This is a genomic window from Pseudomonas sp. 2,4-D (assembly GCF_030418155.1).
Classification (GTDB): domain Bacteria; phylum Pseudomonadota; class Gammaproteobacteria; order Pseudomonadales; family Pseudomonadaceae; genus Aquipseudomonas; species Aquipseudomonas alloputida.
In genome coordinates this window covers 1-21332 of sequence record NZ_JAUHUI010000023.1, presented here as the reverse complement: position 1 = coordinate 21332, position 21332 = coordinate 1, and the positions used below count along the sequence as shown (strand labels likewise).

General features: G+C 61.7%; 19 protein-coding genes and 1 riboswitch. Of the genes, 17 read left to right on the top strand and 2 right to left on the bottom strand.

The features are described 5' to 3' along the window. Positions 1-82: 82 nt before the first annotated feature. The 10 genes from QYE47_RS16875 (at position 83) to QYE47_RS16830 (ending at position 10314) form a co-directional block, all read left to right on the top strand. On the top strand, positions 83-1603 hold the full coding sequence (locus QYE47_RS16875; protein WP_014589537.1) for an aldehyde dehydrogenase family protein: 1521 nt from the start codon (positions 83-85) through the stop codon (positions 1601-1603). A 226-nt stretch (positions 1604-1829) separates the two neighbouring features. Beyond that, the gene (gene eat, locus QYE47_RS16870) at positions 1830-3278 is read left to right on the top strand and encodes an ethanolamine permease (RefSeq protein ID WP_014589536.1); all 1449 of its coding nucleotides are present in this window, start codon (positions 1830-1832) and stop codon (positions 3276-3278) included. A 46-nt stretch (positions 3279-3324) separates the two neighbouring features. Next, complete coding sequence (locus QYE47_RS16865; protein WP_014589535.1) at positions 3325-4719, top strand: ethanolamine ammonia-lyase subunit EutB; 1395 nt, start codon at positions 3325-3327, stop codon at positions 4717-4719. 8 nt (positions 4720-4727) lie between these two features. Then, positions 4728-5546 carry an ethanolamine ammonia-lyase subunit EutC gene (gene eutC / locus QYE47_RS16860; RefSeq protein ID WP_014589534.1) on the top strand — a complete coding sequence of 273 codons (819 nt, stop codon included), beginning with the start codon at positions 4728-4730 and terminating at the stop codon, positions 5544-5546. Between the two features lie 107 nt (positions 5547-5653). Beyond that, the gene (locus QYE47_RS16855) at positions 5654-6112 is read left to right on the top strand and encodes a GNAT family N-acetyltransferase (protein WP_003255360.1); all 459 of its coding nucleotides are present in this window, start codon (positions 5654-5656) and stop codon (positions 6110-6112) included. A gap of 234 nt (positions 6113-6346) precedes the next feature. After that, positions 6347-6994 carry a DedA family protein gene (locus tag QYE47_RS16850; protein ID WP_014589532.1) on the top strand — a complete coding sequence of 216 codons (648 nt, stop codon included), beginning with the start codon at positions 6347-6349 and terminating at the stop codon, positions 6992-6994. A gap of 20 nt (positions 6995-7014) precedes the next feature. Further along, complete coding sequence (locus tag QYE47_RS16845) at positions 7015-7830, top strand: zinc-dependent peptidase (RefSeq protein ID WP_070383390.1); 816 nt, start codon at positions 7015-7017, stop codon at positions 7828-7830. 92 nt (positions 7831-7922) lie between these two features. Beyond that, entirely contained in the window at positions 7923-8450 is a 528-nt protein-coding gene (gene ppa / locus QYE47_RS16840) for an inorganic diphosphatase (RefSeq protein ID WP_003255365.1), read from the top strand. A gap of 186 nt (positions 8451-8636) precedes the next feature. Next, positions 8637-9338, top strand: coding sequence for an XRE family transcriptional regulator (locus QYE47_RS16835; protein ID WP_070383389.1), 702 nt, complete (start codon positions 8637-8639; stop codon positions 9336-9338). 511 nt (positions 9339-9849) lie between these two features. Then, positions 9850-10314 (top strand): hemerythrin domain-containing protein, encoded by a 465-nt coding sequence (locus QYE47_RS16830; RefSeq protein ID WP_053868077.1) that lies wholly within the window; start codon positions 9850-9852, stop codon positions 10312-10314. A 176-nt stretch (positions 10315-10490) separates the two neighbouring features. Here QYE47_RS16830 and QYE47_RS16825 read toward each other — a convergent pair whose 3' ends face one another. Next, the gene (locus QYE47_RS16825; protein ID WP_014589520.1) at positions 10491-12668 is read right to left on the bottom strand and encodes a TonB-dependent siderophore receptor; all 2178 of its coding nucleotides are present in this window, start codon (positions 12666-12668) and stop codon (positions 10491-10493) included. A 181-nt stretch (positions 12669-12849) separates the two neighbouring features. On the opposite strand from QYE47_RS16825, the gene QYE47_RS16820 reads away from it, so the two are divergent. The 3 genes from QYE47_RS16820 (at position 12850) to QYE47_RS16810 (ending at position 15864) form a co-directional block, all read left to right on the top strand. Beyond that, complete coding sequence (locus tag QYE47_RS16820; protein WP_014589519.1) at positions 12850-13542, top strand: response regulator transcription factor; 693 nt, start codon at positions 12850-12852, stop codon at positions 13540-13542. Then, a complete protein-coding gene (locus QYE47_RS16815) occupies positions 13542-14870 on the top strand; it encodes a sensor histidine kinase (protein ID WP_026031900.1) in 1329 nt (442 codons plus the stop codon). Before QYE47_RS16820 ends, QYE47_RS16815 begins: the two co-directional genes overlap by 1 nt. Before the next feature lie 100 nt (positions 14871-14970). Continuing rightward, complete coding sequence (locus QYE47_RS16810; protein ID WP_070383388.1) at positions 14971-15864, top strand: alpha/beta hydrolase; 894 nt, start codon at positions 14971-14973, stop codon at positions 15862-15864. A 21-nt stretch (positions 15865-15885) separates the two neighbouring features. Here the strand turns inward: QYE47_RS16810 and QYE47_RS16805 are convergent, their stop codons facing one another. Further along, entirely contained in the window at positions 15886-16866 is a 981-nt protein-coding gene (locus tag QYE47_RS16805; RefSeq protein ID WP_014589516.1) for a zeta toxin family protein, read from the bottom strand. A gap of 149 nt (positions 16867-17015) precedes the next feature. Beyond that, a riboswitch (FMN riboswitch) is annotated at positions 17016-17157 on the top strand. A gap of 80 nt (positions 17158-17237) precedes the next feature. Here QYE47_RS16805 and ribB point away from each other — a divergent pair. The 4 genes from ribB to dxs all read left to right on the top strand — a co-directional run bounded on the left by ribB (position 17238) and on the right by dxs (position 21249). Next, positions 17238-17888 carry a 3,4-dihydroxy-2-butanone-4-phosphate synthase gene (gene ribB, locus QYE47_RS16800; RefSeq protein WP_014589515.1) on the top strand — a complete coding sequence of 217 codons (651 nt, stop codon included), beginning with the start codon at positions 17238-17240 and terminating at the stop codon, positions 17886-17888. 161 nt (positions 17889-18049) lie between these two features. After that, positions 18050-18292: an exodeoxyribonuclease VII small subunit gene (locus tag QYE47_RS16795; protein ID WP_003255380.1), complete on the top strand. Its 243-nt coding sequence runs from the start codon at positions 18050-18052 to the stop codon at positions 18290-18292. Further along, positions 18289-19176, top strand: a complete 888-nt coding sequence (gene ispA / locus QYE47_RS16790; protein ID WP_014589514.1) for a (2E,6E)-farnesyl diphosphate synthase — start codon at positions 18289-18291, stop codon at positions 19174-19176. Before QYE47_RS16795 ends, ispA begins: the two co-directional genes overlap by 4 nt. A gap of 177 nt (positions 19177-19353) precedes the next feature. Continuing rightward, positions 19354-21249, top strand: a complete 1896-nt coding sequence (dxs, locus tag QYE47_RS16785) for a 1-deoxy-D-xylulose-5-phosphate synthase (RefSeq protein ID WP_070383387.1) — start codon at positions 19354-19356, stop codon at positions 21247-21249. Positions 21250-21332 lie beyond the last annotated feature (83 nt).

Genomic DNA, 21332 nt, shown 5'->3' with positions numbered 1-21332 from the left:
TGCCTGGCGTGGCCAACACTGGCCCAACCCTTGCTCTATGCTTTTCAACTCCCTAAAAAACACAATACCAAGGAGACACACCATGCGTTATGCACATCCCGGAACCGAAGGCGCGAAGGTTTCCTTCAAGAGCCGCTACGGCAACTACATCGGTGGTGAGTTCGTTACTCCGGTAAAGGGGCAGTACTTCGAAAATACCTCCCCGGTGAATGGCAAGCTGATCGCTGAATTCCCCCGCTCTACTGCCGAAGACATCGAGAAGGCCCTGGATGCCGCCCATGCTGCGGCCGACGCCTGGGGCCGCACTTCAGTGCAGGATCGCTCCAACGTTCTGCTGAAGATCGCCGACCGCATCGAGCAGAACCTCGAACTGCTGGCCATTACCGAAACCTGGGACAACGGCAAGCCGATCCGCGAGACCCTCAACGCCGACATTCCGCTGGCCGTCGACCACTTCCGCTATTTCGCTGGCTGCATCCGCGCCCAGGAAGGCGGCGCTGCCGAAATCAATGAAGGCACCGTGGCCTACCACATCCACGAGCCACTGGGCGTGGTCGGACAGATCATCCCCTGGAACTTCCCGATCCTGATGGCTGCCTGGAAGCTTGCCCCGGCACTGGCCGCTGGTAACTGCGTGGTGCTCAAGCCAGCCGAACAGACGCCGCTGGGCATCACCGTGCTGCTCGAAGTCATTGGCGACCTGCTGCCACCTGGCGTGCTCAACGTAGTGCAAGGCTATGGCCGCGAAGCCGGTGAAGCCCTGGCCACCAGCAAACGCATCGCCAAGATCGCCTTCACCGGCTCTACCCCGGTGGGCTCGCACATCATGAAATGCGCCGCCGAGAACATCATCCCGTCCACCGTCGAACTGGGTGGCAAGTCGCCGAACGTGTACTTCGAAGACATCATGCAGGCCGAGCCAAGCTTCATCGAGAAGGCAGCAGAAGGCATGGTGCTGGCATTCTTCAACCAGGGCGAAGTGTGCACCTGCCCGTCGCGTGCCCTGGTGCAAGAGTCGATCTATCCGCAGTTCATGGAAGTGGTGATGAAGAAGGTGCTGCAGATCAAGCGCGGCGACCCGCTGGACACCGACACCATGGTCGGCGCCCAGGCCTCGCAGCAGCAGTTCGAAAAAATCCTCTCGTACCTGCAGATTGCCCAGGAAGAAGGCGCCGAGCTGCTCACCGGCGGCAAGGTCGAGAAGCTGGAAGGTGCGCTGGCTACCGGTTACTACATCCAGCCGACCCTGCTCAAGGGCAACAACAAGATGCGCGTGTTCCAGGAAGAAATCTTCGGCCCGGTGGTCAGCGTCACCACCTTCAAGGACGAAGCCGAAGCACTGGCGATTGCCAACGACACCGAGTTCGGCCTGGGCGCCGGCGTGTGGACCCGCGACATCAACCGTGCCTACCGCATGGGCCGCGGCATTAAGGCTGGCCGTGTGTGGACCAACTGCTACCACCTGTACCCGGCGCATGCCGCGTTCGGCGGGTACAAGAAGTCGGGGGTTGGGCGTGAAACACACAAGATGATGCTGGATCACTATCAGCAGACCAAGAACCTGCTGGTGAGCTACGACATCAATCCGCTGGGCTTCTTCTAGACCGCGTCGCCTTCTTCGCGGGTAAACCCGCTCCTACAGGTCCTGCGCTGGTCTTGAATCTTGCGCAATCCCTGTAGGAGCGGGTTCACCCGCGAAGAGGCCAGGCCGGCATAACCTAAACCCAGGGCGGCAACCGTGCACCAACCGCTCTGGCTCGCTTCCTGCAGTACCCATCACCATCGGCCCGGAACCCTCCCGGCCACCAAGAAAAACAACAGGTGAATCTATGCCAAGCGAACATTCCGCCGGATCGCCGGCAGGCTCTTCCGTCGACTTCGAGAAAGTCGGCTCTGACTATTTCCAGCAACGTGAACTGAAAAAAGGCGCCGCCGGCTGGGTACTGCTGGTCGGCCTGGGCGTGGCGTACGTCATTTCCGGCGATTACGCCGGCTGGAACTTCGGCCTGGCGCAAGGCGGCTGGGGCGGCATGTTCCTGGCCACCTTGCTGATGGCAACCATGTACCTGTGCATGTGCTTCTCGCTGGCCGAACTGTCGTCGATGATCCCCACCGCTGGCGGTGGCTATGGCTTTGCCCGCAGTGCCTTCGGCCCGTGGGGCGGCTTTTTGACCGGCACGGCGATCCTTATCGAATACGCCATCGCCCCTGCCGCCATCGCGGTGTTCATCGGCGCCTACTGCCAATCGCTGTTCGGTATCGGCGGCTGGATGATCTACCTGGCGTTCTACATCGTGTTCATCGGCATCCACATTTTCGGCGTGGGTGAGGCACTGAAGCTGATGTTCATCATCACCGCCATCGCCGCCATTGCACTCGCCGTATTCCTGATAGGCATGGTGCCCCATTTTGATGCAGCCAACCTGTTCGACATCGCCAAAACGGACGCCGTCGGCGCCAGCAGCTTCCTGCCGTTCGGCTATGTCGGCGTGTGGGCAGCCATCCCCTACGCCATCTGGTTCTTCCTTGCTGTCGAGGGCGTGCCGCTGGCCGCAGAAGAAACCAAGAACCCCAAGCGTGACCTGCCACGCGGCCTGATCGGCGCCATGCTGGTACTGCTGGCCTTCGCCTTGCTGATCCTGGTGGTCGGCCCGGGCGGCGCAGGCTCCGAGGCGCTGAAGGCCTCCGGTAACCCGCTGGTCGAAGCCCTGTCGAAGGCCTACGGCGGCTCAACCTGGATGGGCGGCTTCGTCAACCTGGTCGGTCTGGCCGGGCTGATCGCCAGCTTCTTCTCGATCATCTATGCCTATTCACGGCAGATCTTCGCCCTGTCCCGCGCCGGTTACCTGCCGCGCAAACTGTCGGAAACCAACAAGAGCAAGGCCCCGGTAATGGCCTTGGTCATCCCGGGCATCATCGGTTTTGCCCTGTCGCTGACAGGCCAGGGTGACTTGCTGATCCTGGTGGCAGTGTTTGGCGCTACCCTGTCTTACGTGCTGATGATGGCTGCGCACATCACCCTGCGCATCCGCCGGCCAAAGATGGAACGCCCCTACCGCACCCCGGGTGGCATCTTTACTTCCGGCCTGGCGCTGGTGCTGGCGTGTATCGCCGTGGTCGCCGGATTCCTGGTTGACCCGCGGGTAGTCATTGGCGCTGCAGTGATCTATGCGGTATTAATTGCCTACTTTGCTTTCTACAGCCGCCACCACCTGGTCGCGGGCACACCGGAAGAGGAATTCGCCGCGATCCAGAAGGCCGAAGAGGCCCTGCACTGATCGCCGCCACCCGCCGCGGGGCAACCCGCGGCTCTGGAGATTCTGTATGGCAAGTTTCGTACACACGGTCGGCCATCTGGTCTACCGCTTCGACAGCCTCAAGGAAGTGATGGCCAAGGCCAGCCCGGCACGCTCCGGGGACTGCCTGGCAGGTGTCGCGGCCAGCAACGACGGCGAGCGCGTCGCCGCGCAGATGGCGTTGGCCAATATTCCGCTGACGCACTTTCTCAATGAAGCACTGATCCCTTACGAAGCAGATGAAGTTACCCGCCTGATCATCGACACCCACGATGCCCAGGCCTTCGCCCCGGTCAGCCACCTGACCGTGGGTGGCCTGCGCGACTGGCTGCTGAGCGAGGAAGCCGACGAAAGCAGCCTGCGCGCCCTGGCGCCCGGGTTGACCCCGGAAATGGCCGCTGCCGTGTCGAAGATCATGCGCGTGCAGGACCTGGTGCTGGTGGCGCAGAAAATCCGCGTGGTCACCCGGTTCCGCGGCACCATGGGCCTGCGCGGGCGCCTGTCGACCCGGCTGCAACCCAACCACCCGACAGACGAACCGGCCGGTATTGCCGCCAGCATTCTCGACGGTTTGCTGTACGGCAACGGCGACGCCATGATCGGTATCAACCCGGCCACCGACAGCATCGCTTCGATCTGCGCCCTGCTGGAAATGCTCGACGCCATCATCCAGCGCTACGACATCCCCACCCAGTCCTGCGTACTGACCCACGTCACCACCTCGATCGAAGCGATCAACCGCGGCGTGCCACTGGACCTGGTGTTCCAGTCCATCGCCGGCACAGAGGCGGCCAACGCCGGCTTCGGCATCAACCTGAACGTGTTGCAGGAAGGCTACGAAGCAGGGCTGTCGCTGAAACGTGGCACCCTCGGGCAGAACCTGATGTATTTCGAAACCGGCCAGGGCAGTGCGCTCTCGGCCAACGCCCACCACGGCGTCGACCAGCAGACCTGCGAAACCCGCGCCTATGCCGTGGCTCGTCACTTCAAGCCGTTCCTGGTCAACACCGTGGTCGGTTTCATTGGCCCGGAATACCTGTACAACGGCAAGCAGATCATCCGCGCCGGCCTCGAAGACCATTTCTGCGGCAAACTGCTGGGCGTGCCGATGGGTTGCGATATCTGCTACACCAACCATGCCGAAGCCGATCAGGACGACATGGACACCTTGCTGACGCTGCTGGGTGTGGCCGGCATCAACTTCATCATGGGCATCCCCGGCTCCGACGACATCATGCTCAACTACCAGACCACCTCGTTCCATGACGCGTTGTACGCGCGCCAGACCCTGGGCCTGAAGCCCGGGCCGGAATTCGAGGCATGGCTGGCCCGCACCGGTATCTTCACCCAGGCAGATGGCCGGGTGCGCTTCGGTGACAACCTGCCGCCGGCCTTCCGCCAGGCCTTGGCACAGCTTGCATAGGGATGACCATGGACCATCGCACGCCTACCCCCGACAACCCTTGGCTGGCCCTGCGCAACCTGACCCCGGCGCGCATCGCCCTGGGCCGCACCGGCACCAGCCTGCCGACCGGGGCGCAGCTGGACTTCCAGTTCGCCCATGCCCAGGCACGAGATGCCGTGCACCTGGCTTTCGACCACGCCGGCCTGGCCAGCCAGCTGAGTGACCGCGGGCGCGAGAGCCTGGTGTTGCATAGCGCTGCCAGCGACCGCCACCAGTACTTGCAGCGCCCGGACCTTGGCCGGCGGCTGAACGAAGACTCGATTGCGACCCTTCGCCAGCATGCCCAGGCCAACCCCGGTGGCGTCGACCTGGCCATCGTGGTGGCTGACGGCCTCTCGGCACTGGCCGTGCATCGCCACACGCTGCCGTTCCTGACCCGCTTCGACGAACAGGCTGCCGCCGACGGCTGGACCAGCGCTCCGGTGGTGCTGGTGCAGCAGGGCCGTGTGGCAGTGGCCGACGAGGTCGGCGAACTGCTGGGCGCCCGGATGACGGTGATGCTGATCGGCGAGCGCCCGGGGCTGAGTTCACCCGATAGCCTTGGCCTGTATTTCACTTACGCACCCAAGGTCGGCCTGACCGATGCCTACCGCAACTGCATTTCCAATATCCGCCTGGAGGGGCTGAGCTATGGCATGGCGGCGCACCGCCTGTTGTACTTGATGCGCGAAGCCTGCCGGCGCCAGCTTTCCGGGGTGAATCTGAAGGACGAAGCCGAGGTCCATAGCCTGGAGAATGAAGACAGCGCCAATCAGAAAGGTAACTTCCTGCTCGGCAAAGGGTAAAAAACCTGTCACGGAAGGCGGATTGCACTTGTGCCGTGCATTGGGCAGCATGCCCTTGAACGCTGCTGGCATTCCGCTGTTTCCCAAATGGACTCTGAGGGCCGCACATGCGCATCATCAAAGCAACCCTGGAACACCTCGACCTGCTTACCCCGTTGTTCGTCAAATACCGTGAGTTCTACGGGCAACTGCCCTACCCCGACAGCTCGCGCAGCTTTCTGGAGAAGCGACTGAAGCGGGACGAATCGGTGATTTACCTGGCACTTCCGGATGATGACGACGGCAAACTGCTGGGCTTTTGCCAGCTGTACCCGAGCTACTCGTCGCTGTCGTTGAAGCGGGTATGGATTCTCAACGATATCTATGTAGCCGAGGACTCCCGGCGCATGCTGGTCGCCGACCACCTGATTCGCGAAGCGAAGAAAATGGCCAAAGAGACCAATGCCGTGCGCATGCGCGTGTCGACCAGCGCGAACAATGAAGTAGCGCACAAGACTTACGAATCCATCGGTTTTCGTGAGGATACCGAGTTCAAGAGCTACATCCTGCCCATCAGCCAGGATTGACCGGCACCGACCGCTTCGCGGGCACGCCCGCTTCCACAAGCAAGGTAATGATCCTTGTGGGAGCAGGCGTGCCCGCGAAGCGGTTGGTAAAGGAATACCCTTCTACCGTAACCCCCCGCTACAAACTCTCCGGGCATGTTCCTGACTTAGCCGTATAATGGCTCACCTGTCATGTGTGAAAATTTACCCTCCCCCCGGTAACCAAGCCTACGCCCAAGAACACAGGTGCTGTACATGGATTTCAACCCGCTGGACCTTATCCTGCATCTCGATGCCTACCTCGATCTGCTGGTCACCAATTACGGTCCCTGGATCTACGCCATCCTGTTCACCGTGATCTTCTGCGAAACCGGCCTGGTAGTGATGCCATTCCTGCCGGGCGACTCGTTGCTGTTCATCGCCGGCGCCGTGGCGGCGGGTGGCGGCATGGACCCGGTGCTGCTGGCCGGCCTGCTGATGGCCGCTGCAATCCTGGGCGACAGCACCAATTACGTGATCGGCCGAACAGCCGGCGAGCGTTTGTTCAACAACCCCAACTCCAAGATCTTCCGCCGGGACTACCTGCAACGTACCCACGATTTCTATGAACGCCATGGCGGCAAGACCGTGACCATGGCGCGCTTCCTGCCCATCTTGCGCACCTTCGCACCGTTCGTCGCGGGCATCGCTCACATGCACTACCCACGCTTCCTCGGTTTCAGCATTGCCGGTTCGCTGCTTTGGGTCGGCGGCCTGGTCACCTTGGGCTACTTCTTCGGCAACGTGCCGTTCATCAAGCAGCACCTGTCGCTGATGGTGGTGGGCATCATCATCCTGTCGCTGGTGCCGATGATTCTCGGCTTGCTGCGTGGGCGCCTGGGCCGTACGGCCAAGGCTCACTGAACAGGTAAAGAACAAACGGCATGTGGTCATTCAGCGCCTGGCGGCGCAAGCGTACTCTGGCGCGTTACCCGATCACGCCACAGCAATGGCAGACCGTACGCGAGCGGCTGCCGATGCTGGACGGCATCAGCGACGCGGAAGACCGCTGGCTGCGCGAAGCCTGCGTCCTGTTCCTGCTCGACAAGCACCTCACCTGCCTGTCCGGTGTCGAGCTGGACGACGAGCAGCGCCTGATGCTGGCCGCACAGGCACAGTTACCGCTGCTTCACCTGGGTGAGCTGAACTGGTACCAAGGCTTCCACGAAATCATCCTGTACCCCGACGACTTCAAGAGCCCCCAGCGCCACCGCGATGCCAGTGGCGTGGAGCATGTATGGGACGGCGAACACAGCGGCGAGGCGTGGCAGCAGGGGCCGATCATCCTGGCCTGGAACGGCGTGCAGGCCAGTGGTGGCTGGGAGGCTTACAACCTGGTCATCCATGAGCTGGCGCACAAGCTCGACATGCTCAATGGCGATGCCAACGGCCTGCCACCGCTGCACAGCAGCATGCCAGTTGATGAGTGGGCAACAGCCATGCAGCAGGCTTACGACGACCTCAACCAGCAACTGGACGCCAACCCCGACGCCGAAACCGCCATCGACCCCTACGCTGCGGAAAACCCGGCAGAGTTCTTTGCCGTTACCAGCGAGTACTTCTTTAGTGCCCCCGACCTGCTTCATCAGGCTTATCCACAGGTCTACCACCAGTTGTCGCTGTTCTACCGGCAAGACCCGCTGGCACGCCTGTGCCGGCTGCAGGCGGAACACCCCGAGTACCGCGAAAGCCACGCCTGACGGGCCCGCACATCAGGCCAAGCGTGGCGTGCCCCGGCAGAATGTGCCTATAATCGCCGCCACTTTTTGGTCAAACACGGGGGCACTGCCCAATGAGCTACAGCAAGATTCCGGCGGGCAAAGACCTGCCGAACGACATCTACGTCGCCATCGAGATCCCGGCCAACCACGCGCCGATCAAATACGAGATCGACAAGGACAGCGACACGCTGTTCGTCGACCGTTTCATGGCTACCCCAATGTTCTACCCAGCCAACTATGGCTTCATCCCGAACACCCTGGCTGACGACGGTGACCCGCTGGACGTGCTGGTGGTTACCCCTTACCCAGTGGCCCCAGGCTCGGTTATCCGCGCCCGTCCGGTTGGCGTGCTGAACATGACCGACGACGGTGGCGGCGACGCAAAGGTCATCGCTGTTCCTCACGACAAGCTGTCGCAGCTGTACGTTGACGTCAAGGAATACACCGACCTGCCAGCCCTGCTGATCCAGCAGATCGAGCACTTCTTTGCCAACTACAAAGATCTCGAGAAGGGCAAGTGGGTCAAGATCGAAGGCTGGGAAGGCGCCGACGCCGCCCGTGCCGCGATCACCAAATCGGTAGCTGCCTACAAGGGCTGATTCCGATTGCAGGAGAAACCCCGCTTAGGCGGGGTTTTTTTATGCAGGAATGGGCAATACGCACATTACTGGTAATAAATCCTACGCCGTCCTACACCAGAACCTTACAAACAACCACTTTTCATACAAACCCCGTCAACATCCGGTTCATATCCTGTCTGGCAATTCGCCGCTACACTCGCCGCCATGAACACTTCCGGCGACCGCCTCAGGGCCCTGCTCCAAGAATGTGGCCTGACCCCTTCCGATTTCGCCGCCCAGCGCAGCGTCACAGCACAGCACGTCAACAACTGGTTCAAACGCGGTGTGCCTTTGGCCCGGCTGGACGAACTGGCCGATCTGTTCTGTGTGCACCGGCGTTGGCTGCGCACCGGTGAAGGCCCCAAACACCCCAATCCACTCCTGCGCAACGGCCTTCCACGGCCAGCGTCCGCCAACCCGCTTACCCCGCTGACGGAACATCGTGGCCGAGTATTGAAGGTACCCTACTACGAAGTGCGCAACGGCTTGCTGTCGCCGGTGGGCAGCAAGCACCTGCGCTTGCCGGCAAAAGCCCTGAAGGGCTTGGGTGTGCAAGCCGGCAACGCAATCTGCCTGGCAATGCCGGCCAGCAACATGCTCCCGCTGATTCCGCTGCAAGCTACGCTGGCCATCGACCTGGGCATGACCCAGGTGGTCGAGGGCGAAACCTATGCCCTGCTGCAAAACGGCATGCTCAGGGTGAACAATCTCAGTCTTGGCCCGCACGACACCCTGTACCTGCACAGCCATGACCGGCGCAACTACACGGTCGAACGCTACACCGCTGCTCAGCGTCAGGCGCAGGGCCTGGAAATTCTTGGTTGGGTCTTCCACTGGTCACATTTCCGCCAGCAGCGGCCCAGCTGAAGCACCCTGTGCAATTTTTTGCTGGGCATCCTGCGCCCGCCCTTGTATGCTACGCCGCACATTAAGCCCCGACCGGCGCGAGCCGCGTTCCAGAGGGCTCGGCGATATCCCACACGGGCATCTGCCATCTCTTTCAGGCCCTTGATGGCCACACAGTTAAGGCGATTGCGGCTTACCATAAATTAGTCGGAAGCGTCCCCGAGAAGCCGGCCACAAGCCGGCTTTTTAATTTTGCAATGCCCCGTCCTGCATAAGGTTGACAGCTCCCGTCGTGCTCAGCCCCCCGCTGTTCACGTTCAGCCCGCAAGCGATTCTGGGGTGTCAGCTTCTTCTTGTCGCGCATATAGATATCAAGTGGATATTTCGAAATCTTCCAATGGAGGGTTTTTTCTGAAGGTGAGCGTTTCGCGCCAGACTATAATAAAACGATTAGATGTGCGCTGACACGTGCGGCCATCCTTGGAGATTACATTTAATCTGTAACGGCTTGATGTAGTGATGAGGACTTAGCATGAACGCCTTATTGAAAGAGCTGCACGCCTATCATCATGAGGTGGCTACCAAAATTACTCAGATCAAAGAATTACTGGAGAGGATAAGGCACGGCTCTGCGGGTGCCGATGACTGCAAGCTGTTGTTTAAGCAACTGGAAGCCTTGCACGGTGATGCAGAGCGGCACCACCATGAAAATGAAGAGCTTATTCGGCTGGTCTTGCTGACAACCGACGCACCGATTCACCAACGGGTCATGGCCATCGAGCAAGATCATAAAGCCTTCACGCGAATTGCCGGCCAGCTCAAGATGTTGGAGCAGTCAAAGCAAGAGGCCAGAGTAATTGCCGACACGATCGAAGACTTCATCAAGAAATATTATGACCATATGGATGCCGAGGAGAATATTTTCTTTCCGCTGGCAGACAAGTGGTTGTCAGACACCCAATGGCAGGAAATAAAGCATCAATGGCACCCATCGTAGATTTAATATACTTGAATTAAAAGCAAGCTGTTTATTAACACGCGGCCTCACAACTTTATGGCACTGATATCCGATGGTGCAGATACTTTCCCAAGTTTTTCATCATTCAGCCTCAAGGCCGCGCCCTTTGCGGGCGCGGCCTTGAGTTAAGGCGCACCTAGCGGCCACAGACCCCGTCAGAAGTCATACCGCGCCCCAACCATCATGCTGCGCGACGGCCCGTAGAAGTTGAACGTCGAGGTAGACCCCACCCGCGACAGGTAGTCCCGGTCGAACAGGTTGTTGACGTTGAGGGTGGCCGTCAGCTTCGAAGTCACCGGGTAAGACAGCATCGCATCCACCGTCGCGTAGCCCGGCGCGTCGATACGCACGCCGCCGTTTTCGGAGTAGAAGTTGCTCATCGCGGAAATTCCGCCACCAATCGCCAGGCCGGTCAGCGGCCCTTGGCTGATGGTGTACTTGCTCCAAAGCGAAGCCTGGTTGCGCGGCATGATGAAGAACGTGGTTTCGGCGTCCCCCTTGACGGTTTCGGTCTCCATCCACGTGTAGCCAGCCAGCAGTTCCCAGTTTGGCGTCAGCTTGCCGCTCACTTCAACTTCCGCGCCCTTCACGCGGGTCTTGCCGGATGCAACGGAATCGGTAGTGGCCACACCATCAGCATCGTACACGGTGGTAGCGCGATTCTTGTCGGTCAGGCGGAACACCGAGAAGCGCGTATTCAAGTCGCCGCCAAAGTAGCTGCTCTTGAGGCCGAACTCGTACTGCTCGCCTTCACGCGGTTTCAACACCCGGCCATTGCTGTCGGTGTCGGATTGAGGCTTGAAAACCTGCGAGTAGCTAGCGTACAGCGCGTGGTTCTCGGTCAAGTCATAGACCAGGCCCCCGTACGGGGTGAAGTGGCCGTCCACACGTTTGCTGTCATTGGTCGTAGCACCGCTGCTCAGGGTGGTGGTGTAGAAATCACCGCGATACCAACTGAAACGGCCACCGGCAATCAGCGCAAGGCGCTCGATCGGGCGGAAGGTGACCTTGGAATAAAGGCCGTATTCCTCTTCCTGCATGCCGGTCTCGGTGCTGTAGTTGGGCGACGGTTTGGCGAACTGTTTAGGCGAGTAGGTGTTGACGTTGATGGCACCCAGGTTGGTGGTGCCGTTGAGATACTCGGTGTCGTAGTTCTTGTAGTCGCTGCCCACCACGAACTCGCTGACCTGGCCAAAGGTTTCGAACGGCTGGCTGTAACTGGCGTCCAGCGAGTAGGTGTCCTGAGTGAAATCGCGGGCGCTGGCGCGTTCGGAGTTGGCGCCGGTATTGGCGTTGGTGGCGGTGAAGGCGTAAAGATAATTAGTATCGCGGTGCGAGCCACGGGCAGCGACACGACCATAACCGCCGTTGTCGAAGCGGTGGGTCAGCTCGGCGACCAGGTCGGTGGTCTTGCCATCGAAGTAGTTCCAGTCGGCCCCCAGGAAACGGGAGTGGCTGAAGTCGGGCACTTCACCGGACAACGTGGCCGGATAGCCGTTGTGCGGGGTGATGTTCTTCACCTCGTGCATCAGGCCGAACGACAGCGTGGTGGCCTCGTCCAGGTCGATATCCAGCGCACCGTAATAGCTGTTGCTGGTGTTGGCGTTGTAGTCCACCTCGCCATTGGTGTCGTCACGGGACGCAATGAAGCGCCCGCGCACGCGACCGCCGGCGTCCAGCGGACCGCTCAGGTCGATTTCTTCATGGTTGGTGTCCCAGGTGCCGTAGCTGCCTTCGATATGGCCCTGAAATTCGGCGGTCGGGCGCTTGCGTACCATGTTGACGATACCGCCCAGTTCGCTGGTGCTGCTGAACAGCCCGGCCGGGCCACGCATGATTTCGACACGGTCGAACGCGGCCAGCGACGGTACGGTGCCAAAGATGCTGGCCATGGGGGCCGGCAGGCCATCGATGTTGAATTCGCTGTACTCGTAGCCACGGGCGTAGATCGACGAACGGCCGCTGTCGTTGGTCAGGGTGCGCAGGCCGGCGGTGTACTTGGCCAGGTCATCCAGATGTACGAACTGGCGATCCTTGACGTAGTCCTGGGTGTAGACGGTGATCGACTGCGGAATGTCCTTGAGCGCTGCCGGCGTCTTGGTGCCCACGGTAGCGGCATCGACGCTGTAACCGCCGGTTTCTTCCGAAGGCAGCATGTCGTACAGGCGGTTGCCTTCGATGGTCAATGCAGGCAGATCAAGCGAGGTGTCTTCGGCCGCCGCCTGGGTCGCTACCGTTTCGGCCACTGCCGATAAAGAAAACGGTGCCAGCAACCCCAGCGCCAGCCATCCCCGCACCCGTTGCAAGCTGCCCACACTTTTGAAACCGGTCATGACACACCCTTCGCCCAAATGATATTGAATCGCAAACGAAACAAGTTGCTTTTTGCGAACGATACCGGAGCGAAAACCAGGGTGCAGCAGGATTAACCTTCTTAACACATCAAGGCGTTGCCCTTTCCCTGCAGCCAGTGGGATGATTCGCAACTGATAAAAGTTCTCATCAAGGCTCGCCGTGCCCACCTCACTTCTCCTTGCCGAAGACGACCCACGCCTGCTTCAGGACCTGGAACGCCATTTCCGCAACCGCGGTTTCCAGGTGCACGCCTGCGCCAGCGGCACCCAGGCCCTGAATGCCATACAGCAATCGCAGTTCGAACTGGTGCTGCTGGACATCATGCTGCCAGGCATCGACGGCCTCAGCCTGCTCGATGCCCTGCGCCGCCAGCAGGCAGTGCCGGTCATGCTGATGTCGGCACTAGGGGCCGAGCAGGATCGCATCAGCGGCTTCACCCGTGGTGCAGACGACTACCTGCCCAAGCCCTTCAGCCTGGCGGAGCTGGACGCTCGGGTGGATGCCTTGCTGCGTCGCGTAGCATTCGATCGTGGTACCGCGCTGCGTGCCGACGTGGGGGAGGTGATGCTGGACCACGACCGCCAGGACGTTATCCACAACGGCAACGCCGCTGGCCTTACCGCTTCCGAATTCCGCTTGCTGGTCACGCTGCTGGCCCACCCCGACGAAGCGTTGAGCAAGCCCTTCCTGTACCAGACCGTGCTGCACAGGGCCTATACCCGACTGGACCGAGGCCTGGATGTGCATGTGTGCAACCTGCGCCGCAAACTGGCCGACATCAGCGCCCAGCACCTGCAGATCCAGGCCGTGCGTGGCCAAGGGTACATCCTGGTCGACACGGAGCAGGCCTGATGCGTCGCCACCCGTTGCTGTGGAAACTGGCCTTGCTGCAAGTCAGCTTCTGCCTGTTGCTGATCTGGCTCATCTGGACCTGGGGCCTTTCGGTGGAACGCAGTACCTATTTTCTGTCCCAGGCCGATCAGGACTACCTGGCACGTTATGCTCAACAGGCCGAACAGGCGTTGGAGCAGGACGGCGCGGTCGGCATCGAAGCCTGGCGCAAGCAGGTGGAACGGGCCGAGGACACCTGGGTGGCCGTGATCGGTCCATACCTTCAGAGCCTTGGCACCACGCCGCTGAGCGCCGAGGAAGCCAGCCACCTGACATTCATGCGCAAGCTCGACTGGCCGATGAGCCGGCGCCTGCAGGATGAACTGCCCTACGTCAGCATCGAATTTCCGCAACACCCCGAGCATGGCCGCCTGGTGCTGCAACTGCCCGAACGGCTGCTACCCACTGGCCTGACACCCTGGACCCATGTGGTCACGCATGGCGTTGCCCCCGCACTGCTGGCCCTGCTGCTAGGCCTTGCGCTATACCGGCATCTTGTCGTGCCGCTGAACCGCCTGCGCGACCGCGCCGACGCCCTGCGGGCCGATGACCTGGACAGCCCCGCCCTGCCTCTGCAGGAACGCCGTGATGAGCTGGGTGAGCTGGCTCAGGCCTTCGAGCACATGGCCGGGCGCCTGCGTCAGAGTCTTGAGCAACAACGCCTCCTGTTGCGCACGCTGTCTCACGAATTGCGCACGCCGCTGGCGCGGCTGCGCATCGCCCATGACAGCGACTTGCCACCGCCGCAGTTGCGCGAGCGCCTGGACCGTGAGGTGGGGGACATGCAGAAGCTGCTGGAAAACACCCTCGACCTGGCCTGGATGGACACCGAACAGCCCAGCCTGGCGACCGAGCCGGTATTGGTACTTTCCGTGTGGGAAGCCTTGTGCGAGGACGTCTGCTTCGAAAGCGGCTGGGACCGTGCGCGCCTGCCGTGTTCACTTGGCACCGACTGCCTGGTGCAGGCCCATCTGGACAGCCTGGCCCAAGCCCTGGAAAACCTGTTGCGCAATGCCATTCGCCACTCGCCGACCGAAGGCCGGATCAGCCTCGATGGCTGGCGCTCAGGCGCATGCTGGCACCTGCGCCTGAGCGACCAGGGGCCAGGCGTACCTGATACCGACCTTGAGCGCATCTTCAAGCCCTACCAGCGCCTGGCCGACAGTGGCGCAGGCTTCGGCCTGGGCCTGGCTATCGCCCGTCGCGCCATCGAACTGCAAGGCGGGCGGTTGTGGGCCAGCAATGGGCACCCGGGCCTGTGTCTGCACATGACCTTGCCTGCGGCCTGAGACTGTTTAGAAAGTTAATGCGCTTTACGCTCGATCGGGACTGGTTATCATCTGGGCGCTCAAACCTTGCGCTCCTTGCAAAGCCCTGACGAGACGCCCGATGAGCAAGAACACCCTGATGCTGGCCTTGGCACTTGCCCTGGCGGCCCCTCTTGTCCTGGCCCAGCCCGAGCATGACCAGAAGATGGACACGTCGGTGTTACAGCGCCAGGACCTGGCCTATCACTTCAGCCAGCTTGATCTGGACTCGGCCGATGGCCTGCGTCACTACCGCCTGTGGGTTGGCAAGCCGAATCGTCCAGCGCCGGCATCGGGGTACCCGGTGCTGTGGATGCTCGATGGGAATGCTGCGCTGGGGACGCTGGATCAGCAGCAACTGGACAGGCTCGCAGCGGGCCAGGCGCCCCTGCTGGTGGCGGTGGGTTATCCGACCGAACTGCGCATCGACAGGGCCGGCCGCACGCTGGACTACACCCCGGCGCTGCCGGAGCAGGCGCAGCAGCGTGACCCACTGACCGGCCAGCCCAGCGGCGGGGTCGATGCGTTCCTGAAGCTTCTGACCGGGCGCATGCGCACGATGGTGTCGGCTGTGGCGCCGATCGATCCGCAACGACAGACGCTATGGGGGCACTCCTATGGTGGCCTGGCCGTGCTTCACGCACTGTTTACCCGCCCCGGCGCATTCAGCCTTTACGCTGCTGCCAGCCCGTCACTGTGGTGGCGCGATGGCGTGATTGTCCGGGAGGCGCAAGGACTTCCCTCACGCCTGGGCGAGGCGCGCCCGCACCTGTTGCTGATGCGCGGCGGGCAGGAGCCCGCCAGCCCGCATGGTTCGCCGCACGAGAACGACGAGTTGCCTGCGCGCCAACTGGCGGCAGATCTGGCCGCGATCAAAGGCCTCGACGTGCGCTTTGAGCGCTTCGAGGGTCTGGGGCATGGGCCCATGCTGGGCGCCTCCCTGCGCAGGGTGATCGAAGGCATGTCTGGCCAGTGACCAGCCCTGTGCCTGCCCGGCTCAACGTTGCGCGTACTTGAGCACGTACAGGCACAGCTCGCGGTAGACATCGACAGGCAACTGCGACATCAGCCTCTGAGCCTGGCCGAGGGTTTTGCAATTGAGTTCGGCCATCGCCCGACGGTGTTCCGAACCCAGCAGGCCGGCATGCACCACCTGCGCATACTGAATATAGGAACAGGGGAAATCGGCCTGGGGACTGCGCTGGACCTTGAAGTTGATCTTCAGGTCTGCCCCGCGGAAGAATGCTCTGCCCTGGTAGGTCTGCTGGGGCACGAGGAGCCCTTTTTCAGGACAGGTGCTGTGACAGACCGGCAGACTGTTCTTTTCCGTCTCCAGGCCACGTCGATAGATCACGATTTCAGAACCCGGTACCTCGATACAGGCGTTTTCGAAAGCATCGATGATGGACCTGCCATTGATTTGCGCCTCTTCGATCTGCGTCAGGCTGACCACACGCTCGATCTCATGATTGGCAACGCTGTTGACCACACGGTCCAGGGTCGACCAGTGGCTGAACTCTTTCTGACACGCTACCAGATGAACCTCGCTCTGATAGCCCTGCCGGGCGGCTTCAGGTGGAAAATCAGCGAAATGAGGGCTGTCGAGCGCGGTCTCCATGATGATGTTGTATTTGTTTTCCATCGCATACGTGCAAACCATGGCCCCCAGCCGCCAGATGAACGACTCGGTATGCTCGTAGACATGCAGCACGCCTTTGTCTTCCATCGCCCGATAATGAGGGTGCAGTTCACGAAAATGGGTTTCGTAAAGGCGAACATAATTGTCGTAGCGCCCGCTCTTCAACAGCGTTTTTTCCAGCAAGTACGTTTTACCCGAGCCCTGTGCACCGGCAATGATGAGCATTTTGGGCTTGAGCACGCCGTCGACGTAGTCGCGTTTCTTGTCGAACAATGTGTCGGCGACCTTTCTGAATGCGAGATGGAGATCGGTATCGGTAAAAGGATAGAGAAAGGACATGACGGTTCGTTTCCTAGGCTTGCCAAAGTGACCGTCACGAAGGTAGGCGCTGCGGCAGGTGAAAAGGGGTAGATGGTTACTGCTGCAAGTCTCGTCGAAGGTAGTAGAACCGCGGGTTGCCACTGGGGTGGCCCTGTGCTGTATGCTTGGTCGGTCTTCAGGGCGGGGTGTAAGTCCCCACCGGCGGTAAATCGAAAGATAAGCCCGCGAGCGCCCCGACCATGTCGGGGGTCAGCAGATCTGGTGCAACTCCAGAGCCGACGGTCATAGTCCGGATGAAAGAAGGCGTCATGCAGGGGCCATCCGGGCGCCCTTGCGCGCGCATTTTGTTCGCCCCGAGACGTTCATCGATCATTCACGAGGAGCGTTTCATGTTCACCCAGCACCACGCGCAATTCCCCAATGTTTCCGCCGCCATCGCCGCCTTCCAGGCCGGGCGCCCTGTACTGTTGCTCGACGATGACGACCGCGAGGACGAAGCGGACATCATTGCCGCCGCCGAGAACATTTCGCTGCAGACCATGGCCATGATGATTCGCGATTGCAGCGGCATCGTCTGCCTGTGCCTGGACGAAGCCACCGTCGACGAACTGCAGCTGGCACCCATGGTGCAGAACAACCAGGCCCGTCATGGGACCGGCTTCACCGTCACCATCGAGGCGGCGGAAGGGATCACAACCGGGGTTTCGGCCCAGGATCGTATTACCACCATTGCCGCAGCACTGAGTTCCAGCGCCGAACAGCGCCATATCGTCAGCCCGGGGCATGTTTTTCCGCTGCGCGCCCGCAATGGCGGCGTGCTGACCCGCCGTGGACACACCGAAGGTTCGGTAGACCTGGCGCGCCTGGCCGGCCTGCGCCCGGCAGCGGTCTTGTGCGAGCTGATGAACCCCGATGGCAGCATGGCCCGTGGTGAGCAGGTGGCGGTATATGCACGGCAGTACAATTTGCCGGTGCTGACCATCGAGGAGCTGGCGCGGTACCGTGAGGCGATGCTTGAACGGGAAGCAGAGCCGGCCTGATCCGAACCGGGACGCTTTGCGGTCCTTGTGTGAGCGGCCCTTTCGCTACACAGGGCCGCTGCTCCGTCGGTCTGCATAAGCCGAGCAGTTGCCGGAAGTTTGCTACCCCCGCCCCGCTCTGCTAGTGTCGCGCCGTTCTGAATGCCACCGAGACAGTCGCCATGGCCCGCAAAAAAGCCTCCCTCGATTTCGAGCAATCCCTCGCAGACCTGCAAGCACTGGTCGAGCGCCTGGAGAACGGCGAGTTGTCGCTGGAAGAGTCGCTGGCCGCCTTTGAACAAGGCATCGCCCTGACACGTGACTGCCAGGGCGCCCTGGCCCAGGCCGAACAGAAGGTGCAAATTCTGCTGGAGCGCGACGGTGAACTGGCTGCCCAGCCCTTCGACGCGGAGCCGGAAGCATGATTGGCACCTACCAGGCCGGTTGCCAGGCGCGAGTCGACGCAGCCCTCGAACCGCTGTTCATCGCCCCGAGCAAAGAGCTGGAACGCCTCTACGCCGCCATGCGCTACAGCGTGATGAACGGCGGCAAACGCGTGCGCCCGCTGTTGGCCTATGCGGCCTGCGAAGCCTTGGGCGCCCCGGCCGAACAGGCCAACGGCGCAGCCTGCGCGGTAGAGCTGATCCATGCTTACTCGCTGGTGCATGACGACCTCCCGGCCATGGACGACGACGACCTGCGTCGCGGCCAGCCGACCACCCACAAGGCTTTTGACGAAGCGTGCGCAATCCTCGCGGGCGACGGTTTGCAGAGCCTGGCTTTCAGTGCCCTGCTCGACCCATGCCTGAGCCCTCAGATCGACAGCATTCGTCTGGCCATGGTTCAGGTACTGGCCAAAGCTGCCGGCCCGGCCGGCATGGTTGGCGGCCAGGCCATCGATCTCGGTTCGGTGGGCCAGAAGCTGGACCAGCAGGCGCTGGAGTTCATGCACCGGCACAAGACCGGCGCGCTGATCGAAGCCAGTGTACGCCTCGGCGCCCTGGCCAGTGCCCGTGCCGAACCGGCGCAGCTGGATGCCCTGCAGACTTATGCACAGGCCATTGGCCTGGCATTCCAGGTGCAGGACGACATCCTCGACGTGGAAAGCGACACCGCCACCCTGGGCAAACGCCAAGGTGCAGACATAGCGCGTGACAAACCGACCTACCCGGCCCTGCTGGGCCTGGAAGCCGCCAAAGTCTATGCAATCGAACTGCGCGACCAGGCGCTGGCTGCACTGCAAGGGTTCGGCGAAACGGCCGAACCGCTGCGGGCCTTGGCGCGTTACATCGTCGAACGCCGTAACTAAAAAGCTTCACCTATCCCTGTAGGAGCGGGTTTACCCGCGAATGCGATCTTGAATTTGCCGACGCATTCGCGGGTAAACCCGCTCCTACAGAGGGCCGCGTAACCTGTGGTCGAATGGGCACTTTTCCCACAATGGGGTAAACTGCCGCGTCTTCACAAACCTATAACGACTCGCCTGATGCCCACGACGTTTCAAGAGATCCCCCGCGAACGCCCGGTCACGCCGTTGCTCGACCGCGCTGACACGCCTGCCGGCCTGCGCCGGTTGGCCGAAGCCGACCTGGAAACGCTGGCCGACGAACTGCGCCAGGAATTGCTCTACACCGTCGGGCAGACCGGTGGGCATTTTGGTGCCGGTCTGGGCGTGATCGAGCTGACCATCGCCCTGCACTACGTGTTCGACACCCCGGACGACCGGTTGGTGTGGGACGTGGGGCACCAGGCCTACCCGCACAAGATCCTCACCGGGCGCCGTAACCGCATGCTCAGCCTGCGCCAGAAGGACGGCATCGCGGCCTTCCCGCGCCGCAGCGAAAGCGAGTACGACACCTTTGGCGTTGGCCACTCCAGCACCTCGATCAGCGCCGCGCTGGGCATGGCCATTGCTGCCCGCCTGCAGAACAGCGCACGCAAGTCGATCGCGGTGATCGGTGATGGCGCGCTGACCGCCGGCATGGCATTCGAGGCGTTGAACCACGCCCAGGAAGTCAATGCCGACATGCTGGTGATCCTCAACGACAACGACATGTCGATTTCGCGCAATGTCGGCGGCCTGTCCAACTACCTGGCCAAGATCCTCTCCAGCCGCACCTACGCGAGCATGCGCGAAGGCAGCAAGAAAGTGCTGTCGCGATTGCCAGGCGCCTGGGAAATTGCCCGTCGCACCGAGGAATACGCCAAGGGCATGCTGGTGCCAGGCACGCTGTTCGAGGAACTGGGCTGGAACTACATCGGCCCGATCGACGGCCACGACCTGCCCACCATGATCGCCACCCTGCGCAACATGCGTGACCTGAAAGGCCCGCAGTTCCTGCATGTGGTGACCAAGAAGGGCAAAGGCTTCGCCCCTGCCGAGATTGACCCGATCGGCTACCACGCCATCACCAAGCTGGAGCCGGCCGACAAGCCGGCCGCGCCGAAGAAAGCCAGCGGCCCGAAATACTCCGCGGTGTTCGGCCAGTGGCTGTGCGACATGGCCGCCGCCGACAACCGCCTGGTGGGCATTACCCCGGCAATGAAGGAAGGCTCGGACCTGGTCGACTTCAGCGAGCGCTACCCTGAGCGCTACTTCGACGTTGCGATCGCAGAGCAACATGCCGTGACCTTGGCGGCCGGCATGGCCTGCGAGGGCAGCAAGCCGGTGGTGGCGATCTACTCCACTTTCCTGCAGCGTGCCTACGATCAGCTGATCCACGACGTGGCGGTGCAGAACCTCGACGTGCTGTTCGCCATCGACCGCGCCGGCCTGGTCGGCGAGGACGGCCCGACCCACGCCGGCAGCTACGACCTGTCGTACCTACGCTGCATCCCGGGCATGCTGGTGATGACCCCCAGCGACGAGAACGAACTGCGCAAGATGCTCAGCACCGGCCACCTGTACAACGGCCCGGCCGCTGTACGGTACCCGCGTGGTACCGGCCCGAATGCGCCGATCAGCGGTGACCTGCAACCACTGGAGATCGGTAAAGGCGTGGTCCGCCGCCAGGGCGAGAAAGTGGCCCTGCTGGTGTTCGGCGTACAACTGGCCGAGGCCCTGCAAGTGGCCAAACAGATCAACGCCACGGTGGTCGACATGCGCTTCGTCAAGCCGTTGGACGAGGCGCTGGTGCTGGAGCTGGCAGGCAACCATGAGCTGCTGGTAACCATCGAAGAGAACGCCATCATGGGTGGCGCGGGCGCTGCGGTGGGTGAGTTCCTTGCCAGCCAGGCAGTGCTTAAGCCGCTTCTGCACCTGGGGCTGCCGGATATCTATGTCGAGCATGCCAAGCCTGCGCAAATGCTGGCTGAGTGCGGGCTGGATGCAGCCGGGATCGAGGCTTCGGTGAAGGCTCGCATGGTCAAGCTCGGGCTCTAGGGCGCTTTCGCGGGTAAACCCGCTCCTACGACGGCCTGCGCCCGATCACCGATGTGTGCTCACTGTAGGAGCGGGTTTACCCG

Excerpts from the sequence above, each read along its gene's own strand:
- QYE47_RS16875 (WP_014589537.1), top strand. The coding sequence starts at position 83 with ATGCGTTATGCACATCCCGGAACCGAAGGCGCGAAGGTTTCCTTCAAG.
- eat (WP_014589536.1), top strand. The coding sequence starts at position 1,830 with ATGCCAAGCGAACATTCCGCCGGATCGCCGGCAGGCTCTTCCGTCGAC.
- QYE47_RS16865 (WP_014589535.1), top strand. The coding sequence starts at position 3,325 with ATGGCAAGTTTCGTACACACGGTCGGCCATCTGGTCTACCGCTTCGAC.
- eutC (WP_014589534.1), top strand. The coding sequence starts at position 4,728 with ATGGACCATCGCACGCCTACCCCCGACAACCCTTGGCTGGCCCTGCGC.
- QYE47_RS16855 (WP_003255360.1), top strand. The coding sequence starts at position 5,654 with ATGCGCATCATCAAAGCAACCCTGGAACACCTCGACCTGCTTACCCCG.
- QYE47_RS16850 (WP_014589532.1), top strand. The coding sequence starts at position 6,347 with ATGGATTTCAACCCGCTGGACCTTATCCTGCATCTCGATGCCTACCTC.
- QYE47_RS16845 (WP_070383390.1), top strand. The coding sequence starts at position 7,015 with ATGTGGTCATTCAGCGCCTGGCGGCGCAAGCGTACTCTGGCGCGTTAC.
- ppa (WP_003255365.1), top strand. The coding sequence starts at position 7,923 with ATGAGCTACAGCAAGATTCCGGCGGGCAAAGACCTGCCGAACGACATC.
- QYE47_RS16835 (WP_070383389.1), top strand. The coding sequence starts at position 8,637 with ATGAACACTTCCGGCGACCGCCTCAGGGCCCTGCTCCAAGAATGTGGC.
- QYE47_RS16830 (WP_053868077.1), top strand. The coding sequence starts at position 9,850 with ATGAACGCCTTATTGAAAGAGCTGCACGCCTATCATCATGAGGTGGCT.
- QYE47_RS16825 (WP_014589520.1), bottom strand. The coding sequence starts at position 12,668 with ATGACCGGTTTCAAAAGTGTGGGCAGCTTGCAACGGGTGCGGGGATGG.
- QYE47_RS16815 (WP_026031900.1), top strand. The coding sequence starts at position 13,542 with ATGCGTCGCCACCCGTTGCTGTGGAAACTGGCCTTGCTGCAAGTCAGC.
- QYE47_RS16810 (WP_070383388.1), top strand. The coding sequence starts at position 14,971 with ATGAGCAAGAACACCCTGATGCTGGCCTTGGCACTTGCCCTGGCGGCC.
- QYE47_RS16805 (WP_014589516.1), bottom strand. The coding sequence starts at position 16,866 with ATGTCCTTTCTCTATCCTTTTACCGATACCGATCTCCATCTCGCATTC.
- ribB (WP_014589515.1), top strand. The coding sequence starts at position 17,238 with ATGTTCACCCAGCACCACGCGCAATTCCCCAATGTTTCCGCCGCCATC.
- QYE47_RS16795 (WP_003255380.1), top strand. The coding sequence starts at position 18,050 with ATGGCCCGCAAAAAAGCCTCCCTCGATTTCGAGCAATCCCTCGCAGAC.
- ispA (WP_014589514.1), top strand. The coding sequence starts at position 18,289 with ATGATTGGCACCTACCAGGCCGGTTGCCAGGCGCGAGTCGACGCAGCC.
- dxs (WP_070383387.1), top strand. The coding sequence starts at position 19,354 with ATGCCCACGACGTTTCAAGAGATCCCCCGCGAACGCCCGGTCACGCCG.